The organism is Pseudomonas marginalis, assembly GCF_008692035.1.
Lineage (GTDB): Bacteria > Pseudomonadota > Gammaproteobacteria > Pseudomonadales > Pseudomonadaceae > Aquipseudomonas > Aquipseudomonas marginalis.
In genome coordinates this window covers 2,131,095-2,144,435 of sequence record NZ_VTFG01000002.1, presented here as the reverse complement: position 1 = coordinate 2,144,435, position 13,341 = coordinate 2,131,095, and the positions used below count along the sequence as shown (strand labels likewise).

Here is a 13,341-nt window from a genome sequence, read left to right as displayed (position 1 = left end):
AACATGTCCCAATCGTCTATTTCCGCGGCATCCTCGGCCAACGCAGCCCGTCGTGGCAGCGCTGTTTCCCGGCGCATCCTGATCAGCCTGGGCTGGCTGGTGTTCTTCCTGTTCCTGCTGCTGCCGCTGTTTATCGTGGTGTCCCAGGGCTTGAAGAACGGCCTCGGGGCGTTTTTCACCGCAATCCTTGAACCGGACGCGTTGTCCGCGCTGAAACTCACGGTGATCGCCGTGCTGATTTCGGTGCCGCTCAACCTGGTATTCGGCGTCAGCGCGGCCTGGTGCGTGAGCAAGTACTCGTTCCGTGGCAAGAGCATCCTGGTGACGCTGATCGACCTGCCGTTCTCGGTCTCCCCGGTGATCGCCGGCCTGGTCTACGTGCTGATGTTCGGCGCCCAGGGCCTGTTTGGCCCGTGGTTGCAGGCGCATGACATCCAGATCGTGTTCGCCTTGCCCGGCATCGTGCTGGCGACCATCTTCGTCACCGTGCCGTTCGTCGCCCGCGAACTGATCCCGCTGATGCAGGAGCAGGGCACCCAGGAAGAAGAGGCCGCGCGCCTGCTGGGCGCCAATGGCTGGCAGATGTTCTGGCATGTCACCGTGCCGAATATCAAATGGGGCCTGATCTACGGCGTGGTGCTGTGTACCGCGCGGGCCATGGGGGAGTTCGGCGCGGTGTCGGTGGTGTCCGGCCATATTCGCGGCGTGACCAACACCTTGCCGCTGCACGTCGAGATTCTCTACAACGAATACAACCACGTTGCCGCGTTTGCGGTGGCGAGTCTGCTGCTGATCCTGGCGCTCTTCATCCTGCTGCTCAAGCAGTGGAGCGAGAACCGTATTAATCGCCTGCGCGCCAGTGCGGCTGAGGAATAAGTCATGTCGATCGAAGTCCGTAACGTCAGCAAGAACTTCAACGCCTTCAAGGCCCTGGACAGCATCAACCTGGATATCCAGAGTGGCGAGCTGGTGGCCTTGCTTGGGCCTTCCGGCTGCGGCAAGACCACCTTGCTGCGCATCATCGCCGGCCTGGAAACCCCGGATGACGGCAGCATCGTGTTCCACGGTGAAGACGTCTCCGGCCACGACGTGCGTGATCGCAACGTCGGTTTTGTGTTCCAGCACTACGCGCTGTTCCGCCACATGACCGTGTTCGACAACGTCGCCTTCGGCCTGCGCATGAAGCCGAAGAACCAGCGTCCGAACGAAAGCCAGATCGCGGCCAAGGTTCACGAGCTGCTGAACATGGTGCAGCTGGACTGGCTGGCCGACCGTTACCCGGAACAACTCTCCGGTGGCCAGCGCCAGCGTATCGCCCTGGCCCGCGCGTTGGCGGTCGAGCCGAAGGTGCTGCTGCTGGATGAACCCTTCGGCGCCCTCGATGCCAAGGTGCGTAAGGAACTGCGCCGCTGGCTGGCGCGCCTGCACGAAGACATCAACCTGACCTCGGTGTTCGTGACCCACGACCAGGAAGAGGCCATGGAAGTCGCCGACCGCATCGTGGTGATGAACAAGGGCGTGATCGAGCAGATCGGCTCACCGGGCGACGTCTACGAAAACCCGGCCAGCGATTTCGTCTACCACTTTCTTGGCGACTCCAACCGCCTGCACCTGGGCGAGGACAAGCATGTGCTGTTCCGTCCGCATGAAGTGTCGCTGTCGCGCCACGAACTGGAAGATCATCACGCGGCCGAAGTGCGTGATATTCGTCCATTGGGCGCGACCACGCGGGTCACCTTGAAGGTCGAAGGCCAGAGCGAGCTGATCGAAGCCGAAGTGGTGAAGGACCACGACAGCCTGACCGGCCTGGCCCGTGGCGAGACCCTGTTCTTCAAGCCCAAGGTCTGGCAAAAAGCCTGAGTTCACCGCAAAACCAATTCTGAAACTGGGACCAAATGTGGGAGGGGGCTTGCCCCCGATGGCGGTGTTTCAGTCAGCTTATCTGCTGCTGACCCACTGCTATCGGGGGCAAGCCCCCTCCCACATTCAGACCTCGCTTGGCTTTAGATCGCGGCGCGCCACCGGGCCTGAGCGTTTCTCAATGTTCGCCTTCAGGTCATGCCGCAACCCCAGCAAAAACGCCACCTCCGCCACCACAAACAACGGCCCCACAATCAGCCCCGACACGTCATCCACAAACGCCGGCTTCCTGCCTTCGTAGTAATGCCCGACAAACTGAATCACCCAGCCCACCACGAACATTCCCACCCCGCTGCTGAGCCACACCATCGTGCTCTGCGCCGCCAACACGTGCCCGGCCCACACCGACAAGCCCATCAACACCGTCATCAGCACGCCCAGGGCCAGTTCAAGCCGCAGGTAGAACCACGCGGAAAACAGCGCCACTATCACTGCCGGGGAAAGCCACAGCCCGCCCACCGCCCATTCGGGGCGTGACAGCAGCACGGCCACGGCGACCACAATCAGCGGGATGCCGATGAAGTGGCTGGCGATATTGCGCGGATCGCGGTGGTACGCGGCGTATTGACTGAGATGATCGACGAGGCTTTTCATTGTTGTTCCTCCTGTAGGATGTTTGATCATGCCCTGTCAGCCTGGGACTAACTGTCAGTTGGGCGACAATCTTCGGAGTTCTCATGGATGCGACGCAATGGCACGCCCGGTTGGCCGTCGGTCACTGGTTCAGTCACCTGCCCGTACCTTTCCAGCATAGCCTGCTGGCCCATGCGCGGCTGCGGCAGCTGACGGCGGGACAGTACCTGTTCAAGCGCGGCGACCCGCCCTGCGGCTTGTATGCGGTGCTCGAGGGCACGTTGCGTGTCAGTGCGGTGAATGAGCACGGCAAGGAAGCGCTGTTGAGCCTGGTGGGGGCGCCCTACTGGTTCGGCGAGATCTGCCTGTTCGACGGCTTGCCGCGCACCCACGACGCCTGCGCCACGGGGCCGTGCACGCTGGTGCAGGTGCCGCAGCAGGCGCTGCTGAAGATCCTCGATCAATCCCCTCGCTACTGGCGCGACCTGGCGCTGCTGATGAGCCAGAAGCTGCGCCTGAGTTTTATCGGCCTCGAACAGCTCAGCCTGATGCCCGCGTCGGTGCGCCTGGCCCACCGGCTGTTGATGATTGTTGAGGGCTACGGCGACATGGCGCCTTCAAAACGCGTGCTGCAACTGCCCCAGGAAGACCTGGCGGCGATGTTGAGCCTGTCGCGCCAGACCACCAATGCCTTGCTCAAGGACCTGCAAGCCCAGGGCATCGTGCGCCTGGGCTACGGCGAGATCGAAATCCTCGATGCCCAGCGGCTACGAGAGGCGGCGCACACCTGAGGGTGTTAGCCTGCAAACCTGATCAATCGAGGTGTGTTATGCGTGTGCTGTTAGTGGAACATGAATCCGAAGAGGCACAGCGGATGGCCCAGGGCTTGAACGAGGCCGGCTACACCGTGGAAGTCGCGGCCAACGGCATGGCGGCGCAGCGCTTTGTCGAAAGCGCCGAATACGACCTGGTGATCCTGGATGTGATGTTGCCCGGCCTGAATGCCTGGAAGCTGCAGCAGGCGATCCGGCAGAAGGGTGAGACACCGGTGTTGTTCCTGACCACACCGGGCGGGATTGAAGATCGCCTGCGCGGGCTGGAGTTGCATGAGGATGACTACCTGCTCAAGCCGTTTGAGGCCAAGGGGTTGGTGATGCGGGTCAGGAAACTGTTGCGGCGGGATCGGGGTCGCTGAGCGATCGCCATCGGGAGCAAGCCCCCTCCCACATTTGAAATGCGTTCCCCTGTGGGAGGGGGCTTGCCCCCGATGAGGCCTTCAGCCTCCCCACACATCCCCCTACCGCAACCCATCCCGAAACTGCCCCGGCGTCATCCCCGTCCAGCGCTTGAACGCCCGGTTAAAGCTGCTGGTATCGGCAAATCCCAACAGATGGCTGACCTCGGCCAATGAACACTGTGGATCACGCAAGTGGAGCAACGCCAAGTTCTGGCGACACTCATTGAGCAACGCATCAAACCGACATCCCTCATCCGCCAGATGCCGCTGCAGACTGCGCAAACTCAAGTGCAGCGCCTGGGCAATCCGCTCGGCGCTAGGCTCGCCATCGGGCAGTTGGGCCTCGATGGCCGCGCGCACCTTGCGTTCCCAGGTCAGCGGTTGCAGTTGCGCCAGGGTGCGTTTGAGCACGGTTTCGTTATGTTCGGCCAGTTCCGGGTTGGCGTCGTCCAGGTGGCTGTCGAAATCGCTGGCGGCGAATTCGAGGCGGTCTTCCTCGGCGCCGAAAAACACCGGTGCGCGGAACACCGTGTGCCAGGGCTTGGGGTCGGCGGGTTGCGGGCGCCGCAGGTAAACCGCCAGCGGCGCATAGTCGCGGCCCAGGCGGTTGCGGCACGTGCGCACATAGATCGCGGCAAACGCGTCGATGGCTTCCAGCGCCGGCGCCGGGCTGCCCGGCGGTTGCAGCAGGCGAAAGCGGTAGCGCTCGCCATCGCCGCTGAGTTCCAGGCTCAGGGCATCACTGACCACCTGGTGATACCGCACGATGCGCTCGAACACCTCGCGCAGGCTGCCGCTCGCCACCAGCGCATAACCCAGCGCATGAAAGGTGGTCGGGCTGACAAACCGCGACACCCGCAACCCGATGGCCGGATCGCCGCTGGCCTGCACCGCCAGTTCCCACAGGCGCGTGGTGGCCGACAGCGGGTAACGCGCGTTGGGGTCGTCCATCTGCTGCGGATCGAGCCCGGCCTGGGCGCACAGCGCGGCACTGTCGAGGCCCAGGGCATCGAGCTGCTTACGCAGGGCGCGGGTCCAGCTGGCGAGGGAAGTCGGTTCGGTCATGGCGATTGGCGCTTGCGGTCAACAGGTTGGCGTGTGGGGCTAGCGTCCTGCAAGAAGCCCTGGTGCAGGATGTAACCATCAATGAATAAGAGGATGGGAGCATGGACGGTACTTCTGCAAGTCCCCAGCAGATGAACGCGCAACAGCGTTCGGCGCATATCCGTGAGGTGGTGCTCGCCGAAGGCGTGCGCTTGCGTCGCCGGCACCCGTGGCTGCAGCATCAGGACGCCCTGGGCGCGGGCATCCTGGCCTTTGCCCTGCTCGGCATGATCGGCTCGGCGGCGCTCTATATCAGCGGTCATATGGCCTGGTGGGCCTGCCTGCTGCTCAATGCGTTCCTGGCCTCACTGACCCACGAGCTGGAACACGACCTGATCCACAGCATGTACTTTCGCAAACAGCGCGTGCCCCACAACCTGATGATGGGCCTGGTGTGGCTGGCGCGGCCGAGCACCATCAACCCGTGGATCCGCCGGCATCTGCACCTCAATCACCACAAGGTCTCCGGCACCGAGACCGATATGGAGGAACGTGCGATCACCAACGGCGAGCCCTGGGGCCTGGCGCGGTTGCTGATGGTGGGCGATAACGTGATGTCGGCGTTTATCCGCATGCTGCGCGCCAGGACCTGGGGCCACAAACTCAAGATCCTCAAGCGCTCGCTGCTGGTCTACGCACCTTTGGCGCTGCTGCATTGGGGCGCGTGGTACCTCTTCCTCGGTTTCCATGCCGCCAACGGCATCGCCAGCCTGCTGGGCACGCCGATCGACTGGTCCGCCGGCACCTTGCAGATGATGCAGGTGATCGACATCGCCGCCGTGGTAATCATCGGCCCCAATGTGCTGCGCACCTTTTGCCTGCACTTTGTCAGCTCCAACATGCACTACTACGGCGATGTGGAACCGGGCAATGTGATCCAGCAAACCCAAGTGCTGAACCCGTGGTGGCTTTGGCCGTTGCAGGCGTTCTGCTTCAACTTCGGCAGCACCCACGGGATTCACCATTTTGTGGTGAAGGAGCCGTTCTACATCCGCCAGATGACGGCCAAGGTGGCACATAAGGTCATGGCCGAGATGGGCGTGCGTTTCAATGATTTCGGCACGTTTGCTCGGGCCAATCGGCTTGAACCCATGGCGTCGCCCCAGGCCCGGCTCAATCCGGCTGAAACGGCGACGCGCTGAGCACCACGCCGGTTTCGTCGACGTACTGCTGCCAGTGGCCGATCAACCTGGCGAGCTTGTCCGGATGACTCAAGGCCAGGTCGTGGATTTCTCCAGGGTCCTGGCCCAGGTCATACAGCTGCCAGGTCGCCGGGCCCACCGGGCCGGGGATGTACACGGCTTTCCACTGGCCCTGGCGAATCGCGCGGCGGCCGAACAGCTCCCAGCCGGTTACGGTGTTGTCGTCGTGCACCTGGGCGGTCTCGCCGGAGAGGAAGCCCAGCCACGACTTGCCCCGCAGCGGCGCCACCGGCTTGCCACGCCATTGTTTGCCCGGATGACGCACGCCGGCCAGGTCGAGGATGGTCGGCGTGATGTCCATCACCGTGCCGAACCCATGGCTGATACGACCTTTGAGCGACAACTGCGGATAGTGCACCAGCGCCGGCACGCGAATCCCGCCCTCGGTGGTGAACGCCTTGAACAACCGCGACGGCGCCGTTGCCACCTGCGCCCACGACGGGCCATACCAGACGTAGGAGTTGGCGCGGCCGATATTGTCGAGGCTGTTGTCGTAATGCTGGTTGAGGTAGGTGAGCAACTGCGGCCCGAACTTGGGGAACGCCTCCAGCAGCGCACCTTCGGCGCCGTTGTCGGACATGAACACAATGAACGTATTGTCCAACTGCCCCTGCTGGCGCAGGTAATCCACCACTCGGCCGATGTTCCAGTCCATGCGCTCGACCATCGCCGCATACACCTCCATGGCCCGCGCCGACACCTGGCGCTGTTCGTCGCTCAAGGCGGCCCACTGGGTGTTCAGCTCGATCAACGGATGGGGCTCGACGTCGGCGTCGATCAGCCCCAATGCCTTGAGTTTTTCCAGGCGTTCCAGGCGCAGCACTTCGGGGCCGGCGTCGTAGCGGCCACGGTACTTTTCGACGATGTCCGCAGGCGCCTGCAACGGCCAGTGCGGGGCGGAAAACGGCAGGTAGGCGAAGAACGGCCGGGCCTGGTCGCGCTCCTTGAGGTAGTGCAGCAGCTTGTCGCCGAAGGCATCGGAGGAATAGAAATCCTTGGGCAGTTGCTCGACGAACCGGTCGTCTTCGATGTACAGCGCCGGGGTGGACTTGAGCAGGCCCGGGGTGTCGTCGTTATAGGTCGGCTCGAAGCCGTAGTGGTTGGCCGCCCCCGGCAACAGCGAGAACGAGCGCTCGAAACCGCGGGCGTGGGGCGCCAGTTCGGCGGTCAGGCCCAGGTGCCACTTGCCGCTCATCAATGTCTGGTAACCGGCCTCGCGCAACAGCTCCGGCAGTGCCACCACCTTGTCATTCAAGTAGCCCTCGTAGCCGGGCTTGCCGATCAGCTCCGGCGTCAGCGCCTCGGCCATGGTGCCGATACCGGCGATATGGTGGTCGGTGCCGGTGAGCAGCATCGAGCGGGTAGGCGAGCACGTCGGGGCGGTGTGGAAGTCGGTCAGGCGCAGGCCGTTCAGGGCGAGTGCGTCCAGGTGCGGCGTGGAAATTTCCCCGCCAAACGCACCGAGGTCCGAGAAGCCCATGTCATCGGCCAGGATCACGAGAAAATTGGGACGTTGCGGCATCAAGGCACTCCTTTTTTCAGCAGGCAATAAAGGCCAATGGCAGATCGCGGATCTGTTCGCGCACCGGCGGCTGGTAGTGGCCATCGTTGGTCAATTCATGCAGCAGTTCTTCGCGCAGTTGATGGAATTCAAAACTGCTGCGCTGACGTGGATGTGGCAGGGCGACGTCCACCACCTGCTTGATCCGCCCCGGCCGGGGCTCCATTACCACCACGCGGTCGGCGAGGAAAATCGCTTCCTCCACATCGTGGGTCACCAATACCGTGGTGATTTTGGCGCGGGCGCGGATCGCCAGGAGTTCGTCCTGCATCTGCTGGCGGGTCAGGGCGTCGAGGGCGCCGAAGGGTTCGTCCAGCAGCAGGATGCGCGGGCTGGCCACCAGGCCGCGGGCAATCGCCACCCGTTGCGCCATGCCGCCGGACAGTTGGTGCGGATAGGCGCGGGTGAAATCGGTGAGGCCGACCAGCTCGATAAAATCGCTGATGCGCCGATTGCGCTCAGCGTCGCTCAGTGGCTCGTTGACCAGGCCCAGGCCGATGTTTTCCGCCACGGTGAGCCAGGGGAACAGACGATGCTCCTGGAACACGATGCCGCGCTCGCCGCCAATGCCGCTCACGGCTTTACCGTCGACGCGGATCTCGCCGCGAAACTGCGTATCCAGCCCCACCAGCAAACGCAGCAGCGTGGATTTGCCGCAGCCGCTGGAGCCGACAATCGCAACGAATTCGCCTTCGGCAATCTCCAGGTTGAATTCGCGGATGGCTTCCAGCTCGAAGCCGTCGACGTCGAAGGTCTTGCCCACATGGTTGAAGCTGACGATAGGTGCGTTCATGCGTGTCTCCAGCGGGTGGCGCGGGTTTCGATGCGCTGGCCGATCAGGTTGAGGGCCGCGCCGGTAAGGCCGACCAGGAGCATGCCGCTCATGATCAGGTCCATGCGCAGCAGTTGTTGGGCGCCGATCATCAGGCTGCCGATACCGCCGTTGGACGGCATGAAATATTCCGCACCGATGGTGCCCAGCCAGGCGTAGATCAGGCTCAGGCGCAGGCCGGCGAAAATCCCGGCTGCGGCGCCTGGCAGTACCAGGCGTCGCAGCCGTTGGAACAGATTCAGGCGCAACACCTGCGCCGCTTCGTTGAGCTGTGGCGACAGATTCAGCACGCTGCGTTGAGTGGCGATAAACAACGGGAAGAAGGCGGCGAGGGCGATAAACACCCACTTGGCCAACTCACCCAGGCCAAACCAGGCAGTGAGCAATGGCACCCAGGCGAAAATCGCGATCTGGCGCAAGGCGCTCAGGGTCGGCCCGAGTACCCGCTCACTGCGCCGTGACAGTCCGAGCCACAGGCCCATGGCAAAGCCAACGCCGCCACCGAGCAGCAAGCCGCCCAGGCTTCGCCCCAGGCTGGTGCCCAGTGCACCGCTGAGGTTGCCATCCACGACCCCGGCGACGGTGGTGTGCAGCACCACCCAAGGGCTGACCAGAATGTTCGGGTCGACCCAGCCTTGTTGCGTCGCGACCTGCCACAGCGCCAGCAACAGCAGGGGCAGCACCCACGGTTGCAGGCGCTGCCAGCCTTGATAGCGCGGCCCGCGACGAATCTGCGCCGTGGCCGGATGGGGCCAGTGCACCCATTTGCGGTCCAGCCAGCCAATGCCACGGTCCATAACCACGCCGAATACGCCGATGACCACGATGCACACGAAGACGATATCGAGCATGAACAGCTGGCGCGCCCACACCATCAGGTAGCCGATGCCTTCGCTGGAGGCCAGCAACTCCACCGCCAGCAGCGAGGTCCAGCCGGCCGCCAGGGCCAGGCGCACGCCGGCCATAAAGGCGGGCAGCGCGGCAGGCAGGATCAGGCGCCGGATCAACAGGTGCGTGGGCAGGCGCAGCACGCGGGCGGCTTCACGCAACTGGGGTTGGGCGTCGCGCACGCCCACCAGGGTATGCAGGGTGACGGGCACCACGATCGCCTTCACCAGCACCACCAGTTTCAGGGTTTCGCCAATGCCGAAGAACACCATGAACAGCGGAATCCAGGCCAGGGTCGGTACCTGCGACAACGCGCTGAACGTCGGAAACACCAGGCGCTCGGCGCGCGCGCTGAAACCCAGCATCGCCCCCAGCAGCGCCCCGGCGCCAATGCCGGCCAGCAACCCCCAGGACAGGCGTTGCAGGCTGATCGCCAGGTGGCTCCACAGCTCGCCGCCGGCCAGTTCCACGGCGCTGCTCCACACCAGGGACGGTGGCGGCAGGATCTGCTCGCTCATCCAGTGATTGCGGCTGGCCAGCCACCACAGCGCAAACAGCGTCACCGGCAGCAACCATGGCAACAGCCGTTCACAGCGCAGCGGCCAACGTGGCGTGGCGCCGGGAGCCGCGAGCGGGAGGCTCAAAAGTGAGATTCGGGCCATGGAGGACCTCCGTTGTCGCCAGGGGCGTTATGTGATTTCGATCTTATAAAAACGTAATCAAGATGATTGAGGGATAAGAAAAACCATTTAAAGCCTCGCCCCCGCACGCATCCAATGCATTCGAAGAATATTTTCGATGCTATCCATGCATAGCCCTCTGGAGCCTGCGTTTCCCTTCGCATAGTCCTAAAAGCTATTAAATTGTGAATTTATAGTATTTAAAGTTTTGACCAGGTTGTGCCTACTTTCTGCTCCCCAGGCGACCCTCGCCCACAAGGAGCTGCGCATATGAAACTGCCGTTCAAACGTCTGATCACCCTGGTGGCAGGCACCGCATTGGCGGGCCTGGTACAGGCTGCCGACCTCAAGGAAATCCGCATCGCCGTGCCTGACCTCAGCGCAGGCAGCCAGCACAGCGGCGGGGGCATAACGGACGTGCTGCGCGAGCAGCAGATCTTCGAAAAAGCCTTTGCCGACCAAGGCATCAAGATCCAGTGGAATTACTTCAAGGGCGCCGGCCCTGTGATCAACGAAGCCTTCGCCAACGGGCAGGTGGACCTGGCGTACCTGGGCGACCTGGCGGCGATCATCGGCCGCTCCAATGGCCTGGAGACGCGCCTGCTCAGTGCCACCGCGCGGGACATCAAGCAGTACCTCGGCGTGGTGCCGGGTTCTGGCATCAAGACCTTGCAGGACCTCAAGGGCAAGCGCGTCGCGGTGTTCCGTGGCACGGCCAGCCAGTTGTCGTTCGACAGTGCATTGGCCAGCCAGGGCTTGAGTGAGAAGGACCTCAAAGTCATCAGCCTGGACTACAACGCCGCCAATGCCGCGCTGGCCGCCAAGCAGATCGACGCCACCTGGGGCGGTTCGAACCTGACGGCATTGCAAGCCAAGGGGCTGGCTGAAATACCGCTGACCACCAAGGACCTCGGTGGCGCCGGCAGCGTCCAGGCGGTGCTGGTGGGCAGCAAACAGTTTGTCGACGAGCACCCCGACGCCGTCGCCAAGCTGCTCAAGGCCCAGCAGCAGGCGGTGCACTGGTTGACCGATGACAACAACAAGCAAGCCTACATTGCGCTGGTGTCCGGGCTGGCCAGTTACCCGCCGGTGATCCTCACCAATGACTTGAAAGACCAGACCCTCAGCGAGATTTTCCCGTCGACCCTGGACCCGGTGTTCCTGGCTAAATTGCAGGGTTCGGTGGACCTGGCCTCCAAGGAGAAGCTGATTCGCAAGCCGTTCCAGGTGAGTGACTGGGTGGCGCCGAACCTGGCGGCGGCGGGGCTTTGAGTCGGGTGGTGCCTGGGCTATCGCCATCGGGGGCTTGCCCCCGATGAGGCCCGTCAAACCGCCACGCTCACCTCCTGCCTGTCCACCTCCACCAGCGTCTCGATCATCGCCTTCGCCGCCGGCGACAACCGCGAACCAGTGCGGCTGACAATCCCGCAGCGGGCGCTCATGGTCTCCATGTTCTGCGGCAGGTTGCGCCAGTGCAGCAGCTTCAACGTGCCGTGGGCGATGTCTTCGGCGAACGCCTCCTCGGTGCCGACGCCGATGGCATTGGACTGCAGCACGATCTTCACCAGCGCCGGGAAATGTTCGGTCTGGATGCTCGGGGAAAAATCCATGCGCCCGCTCAGGTTCGCCAACAGTTTGCGAATGCCCTGTGAGATCAGCGGCGCCGCCAGCGGGTAGTCGAACATGTCGTTGGTCGACAGGCTGTCCTTGGCCAGCAACGGGTGGCCCGGTCGGCAAAAAAATACCCCGCGCTTGGGGGTCAGCGCGCGGGTCTGGAAATTCGGGTCGGCTTCGAATTGGCGGATGTCGGCGATAAAGAATTCGATCTCTTCACGGCTCAGGGCACGGCTGAGTTTTTCCCAGTTATCCACCTGGAAACTGGTGCGGATTTTCGGGTGGGCGCTGATAAAGCGCGCCACCGCATCCGGCACCAGTTTCACCGCCGGTGCCGGGCCGCAGCCGAAGCGCAGGTCGCCGGCGTCGAGCTTGGTCATGCGCGTCACTTCACTGCTCAGCAAGGCGGCGCCGTGCACCAGGGACAGGGCATGTTGCAGCACCACTTGGCCCTCCGGTGTGGGGCGCAGGTCCTTGTGGCCACGGTCGACCAGCACGCAGCCGAACTCCTGTTCCAGCCCCTGGATGCTGCGGCTGAACGCCGGTTGGGTGATGCCCATGGCGTCTGCCGCACGCACGAAACTGCGGTGTTCGTTGAGGGCGATGAAGTAGCGCAGTTGGCGAAGATCCATATGCTTTCCCTGCATCTTAAAAATAGGTCGAAGGCATTTGCGACCACGGGAGCAGAGGTTTTAAATGCAAGCTCTTATTCCGTCAATGAAGCATTAGTTCATTTGCTAGACCTAAATTGCATATGGATAGAGCGTTGTCGGAAAGCGTCCCCATCAGCAGGCACAAGAGGGTCATCACCATGAGCAACGCCGCATTAGCTGTTCAACCCGTCGCCCAGGCGCTGGATATTCACCCGGTCGCCGGCCGCATCGGCGCCGAGATCCGCGGCATCACACTGTCCGGCGATCTGGATGCCGCCACGGTCGAAGCCATCCAGCAGGCGCTGGTGCAGTACAAGGTGATCTTCTTCCGTGAGCAGACTCACCTCGATGACCAGAGCCAGGAAGCCTTCGCCCATCTGCTCGGCGAGCCGATTGCCCACCCGACGGTGCCGGTGCGCGACGGCACGCGCTTCCTCATGGAGCTGGACGGCACCCGTGGCCAGCGCGCCAATTCCTGGCACACCGACGTGACCTTCGTCGACGCCTACCCGAAAGCCTCGGTGCTGCGTTCGGTACTGGCGCCCAAGTCCGGTGGCGACACGGTCTGGGCCAACACCTCAAGCGCCTACAACGACCTCAGCGTCGAACTGCGCGCCCTGGCGGATAACTTGTGGGCAGTGCACAGCAACGAATACGACTACGCCGCGCTCAAGCCGGATGTGTCGGCCGAGCGGCTTGAGGCATACCGCAAGGTGTTCACCTCGACGGTGTACGAAACCGAGCACCCGGTGGTGCGCGTGCATCCGGTCAGTGGCGAGAAAACCCTGCTGCTGGGGCACTTCGTCAAGCGCCTGAAAGGTTATTCCCAGGCGGACTCGACCCAGCTGTTCAACCTGCTGCAAAGCCACGTCACCCGCCTGGAAAACACCGTGCGCTGGCGCTGGAACACCGGCGACGTGGCGATCTGGGACAACCGCGCCACCCAGCATTACGCCGTGGACGACTACGGCACCCAGGAACGCATCGTGCGCCGGGTGACGCTCAAGGGCGATGTGCCGGTGGGCGTGCACGGGCAGCGCAGCCAGACCACCAAAGGTCTCTGATGTGGGAGGGGGC

Annotated in this window: 13 protein-coding genes; 7 read left to right on the top strand and 6 right to left on the bottom strand. The window is 63.2% G+C overall.

Translation table 11 applies throughout. The annotated features are described in order from the left end of the window. The first annotated feature begins 3 nt into the window (after nt 1-3). Both cysW and FX984_RS30045 read left to right on the top strand, forming a co-directional pair. Entirely contained in the window at nt 4-876 is an 873-nt protein-coding gene (gene cysW, locus FX984_RS30050; RefSeq protein ID WP_027607867.1) for a sulfate ABC transporter permease subunit CysW, read from the top strand. Nucleotides 877-879: 3 nt separating this feature from the next. After that, a complete protein-coding gene (locus FX984_RS30045) occupies nt 880-1,860 on the top strand; it encodes a sulfate/molybdate ABC transporter ATP-binding protein (RefSeq protein ID WP_027607866.1) in 981 nt (326 codons plus the stop codon). Between the two features lie 126 nt (nt 1,861-1,986). Here the strand turns inward: FX984_RS30045 and FX984_RS30040 are convergent, their stop codons facing one another. Then, the gene (locus FX984_RS30040; RefSeq protein WP_027607865.1) at nt 1,987-2,514 is read right to left on the bottom strand and encodes an Mpo1 family 2-hydroxy fatty acid dioxygenase; all 528 of its coding nucleotides are present in this window, start codon (nt 2,512-2,514) and stop codon (nt 1,987-1,989) included. Nucleotides 2,515-2,597: 83 nt separating this feature from the next. Here FX984_RS30040 and FX984_RS30035 point away from each other — a divergent pair, with 83 nt between their 5' ends. Then, on the top strand, nt 2,598-3,284 hold the full coding sequence (locus FX984_RS30035) for a Crp/Fnr family transcriptional regulator (RefSeq protein WP_115487835.1): 687 nt from the start codon (nt 2,598-2,600) through the stop codon (nt 3,282-3,284). A gap of 38 nt (nt 3,285-3,322) precedes the next feature. Continuing rightward, nucleotides 3,323-3,688 carry a response regulator gene (locus FX984_RS30030; RefSeq protein WP_027607863.1) on the top strand — a complete coding sequence of 122 codons (366 nt, stop codon included), beginning with the start codon at nt 3,323-3,325 and terminating at the stop codon, nt 3,686-3,688. 102 nt (nt 3,689-3,790) lie between these two features. On the opposite strand, the gene FX984_RS30025 is transcribed toward FX984_RS30030, so the two are convergent. Beyond that, the gene (locus tag FX984_RS30025; RefSeq protein WP_065926327.1) at nt 3,791-4,795 is read right to left on the bottom strand and encodes an AraC family transcriptional regulator; all 1,005 of its coding nucleotides are present in this window, start codon (nt 4,793-4,795) and stop codon (nt 3,791-3,793) included. 101 nt (nt 4,796-4,896) lie between these two features. Between FX984_RS30025 and FX984_RS30020 the strand changes: the two genes are divergently transcribed. After that, nucleotides 4,897-5,976, top strand: a complete 1,080-nt coding sequence (locus tag FX984_RS30020) for a fatty acid desaturase (RefSeq protein WP_146476779.1) — start codon at nt 4,897-4,899, stop codon at nt 5,974-5,976. Here FX984_RS30020 and FX984_RS30015 read toward each other — a convergent pair. The 3 genes from FX984_RS30015 to FX984_RS30005 are packed head-to-tail and all read right to left on the bottom strand — an operon-like array spanning nt 5,948 to nt 9,979. Next, nucleotides 5,948-7,558, bottom strand: coding sequence for an arylsulfatase (locus FX984_RS30015; protein WP_027607860.1), 1,611 nt, complete (start codon nt 7,556-7,558; stop codon nt 5,948-5,950). The two genes, FX984_RS30020 and FX984_RS30015, sit on opposite strands and share 29 nt — an antisense overlap. Before the next feature lie 16 nt (nt 7,559-7,574). Further along, nucleotides 7,575-8,390: an ABC transporter ATP-binding protein gene (locus FX984_RS30010; protein WP_092358642.1), complete on the bottom strand. Its 816-nt coding sequence runs from the start codon at nt 8,388-8,390 to the stop codon at nt 7,575-7,577. Continuing rightward, on the bottom strand, nt 8,387-9,979 hold the full coding sequence (locus FX984_RS30005; protein WP_027607858.1) for an ABC transporter permease: 1,593 nt from the start codon (nt 9,977-9,979) through the stop codon (nt 8,387-8,389). Before FX984_RS30005 ends, FX984_RS30010 begins: the two co-directional genes overlap by 4 nt. A 288-nt stretch (nt 9,980-10,267) precedes the next feature. Between FX984_RS30005 and FX984_RS30000 the strand changes: the two genes are divergently transcribed. Next, entirely contained in the window at nt 10,268-11,269 is a 1,002-nt protein-coding gene (locus tag FX984_RS30000) for an ABC transporter substrate-binding protein (protein ID WP_012721637.1), read from the top strand. 53 nt (nt 11,270-11,322) lie between these two features. Here the strand turns inward: FX984_RS30000 and FX984_RS29995 are convergent, their stop codons facing one another. Further along, the gene (locus tag FX984_RS29995) at nt 11,323-12,243 is read right to left on the bottom strand and encodes a LysR family transcriptional regulator (RefSeq protein ID WP_012721638.1); all 921 of its coding nucleotides are present in this window, start codon (nt 12,241-12,243) and stop codon (nt 11,323-11,325) included. 179 nt (nt 12,244-12,422) lie between these two features. Between FX984_RS29995 and FX984_RS29990 the strand changes: the two genes are divergently transcribed. Next, nucleotides 12,423-13,328, top strand: a complete 906-nt coding sequence (locus tag FX984_RS29990; protein ID WP_065941064.1) for a TauD/TfdA dioxygenase family protein — start codon at nt 12,423-12,425, stop codon at nt 13,326-13,328. Nucleotides 13,329-13,341: the final 13 nt, after the last annotated feature.

Excerpts from the sequence above, each read along its gene's own strand:
- FX984_RS30015 (WP_027607860.1), bottom strand. The coding sequence starts at position 7,558 with ATGCCGCAACGTCCCAATTTTCTCGTGATCCTGGCCGATGACATGGGC.
- FX984_RS29995 (WP_012721638.1), bottom strand. The coding sequence starts at position 12,243 with ATGGATCTTCGCCAACTGCGCTACTTCATCGCCCTCAACGAACACCGC.
- FX984_RS30045 (WP_027607866.1), top strand. The coding sequence starts at position 880 with ATGTCGATCGAAGTCCGTAACGTCAGCAAGAACTTCAACGCCTTCAAG.
- FX984_RS30020 (WP_146476779.1), top strand. The coding sequence starts at position 4,897 with ATGGACGGTACTTCTGCAAGTCCCCAGCAGATGAACGCGCAACAGCGT.
- FX984_RS29990 (WP_065941064.1), top strand. The coding sequence starts at position 12,423 with ATGAGCAACGCCGCATTAGCTGTTCAACCCGTCGCCCAGGCGCTGGAT.
- FX984_RS30030 (WP_027607863.1), top strand. The coding sequence starts at position 3,323 with ATGCGTGTGCTGTTAGTGGAACATGAATCCGAAGAGGCACAGCGGATG.
- FX984_RS30000 (WP_012721637.1), top strand. The coding sequence starts at position 10,268 with ATGAAACTGCCGTTCAAACGTCTGATCACCCTGGTGGCAGGCACCGCA.
- FX984_RS30035 (WP_115487835.1), top strand. The coding sequence starts at position 2,598 with ATGGATGCGACGCAATGGCACGCCCGGTTGGCCGTCGGTCACTGGTTC.
- FX984_RS30025 (WP_065926327.1), bottom strand. The coding sequence starts at position 4,795 with ATGACCGAACCGACTTCCCTCGCCAGCTGGACCCGCGCCCTGCGTAAG.
- FX984_RS30040 (WP_027607865.1), bottom strand. The coding sequence starts at position 2,514 with ATGAAAAGCCTCGTCGATCATCTCAGTCAATACGCCGCGTACCACCGC.
- cysW (WP_027607867.1), top strand. The coding sequence starts at position 4 with ATGTCCCAATCGTCTATTTCCGCGGCATCCTCGGCCAACGCAGCCCGT.
- FX984_RS30005 (WP_027607858.1), bottom strand. The coding sequence starts at position 9,979 with ATGGCCCGAATCTCACTTTTGAGCCTCCCGCTCGCGGCTCCCGGCGCC.
- FX984_RS30010 (WP_092358642.1), bottom strand. The coding sequence starts at position 8,390 with ATGAACGCACCTATCGTCAGCTTCAACCATGTGGGCAAGACCTTCGAC.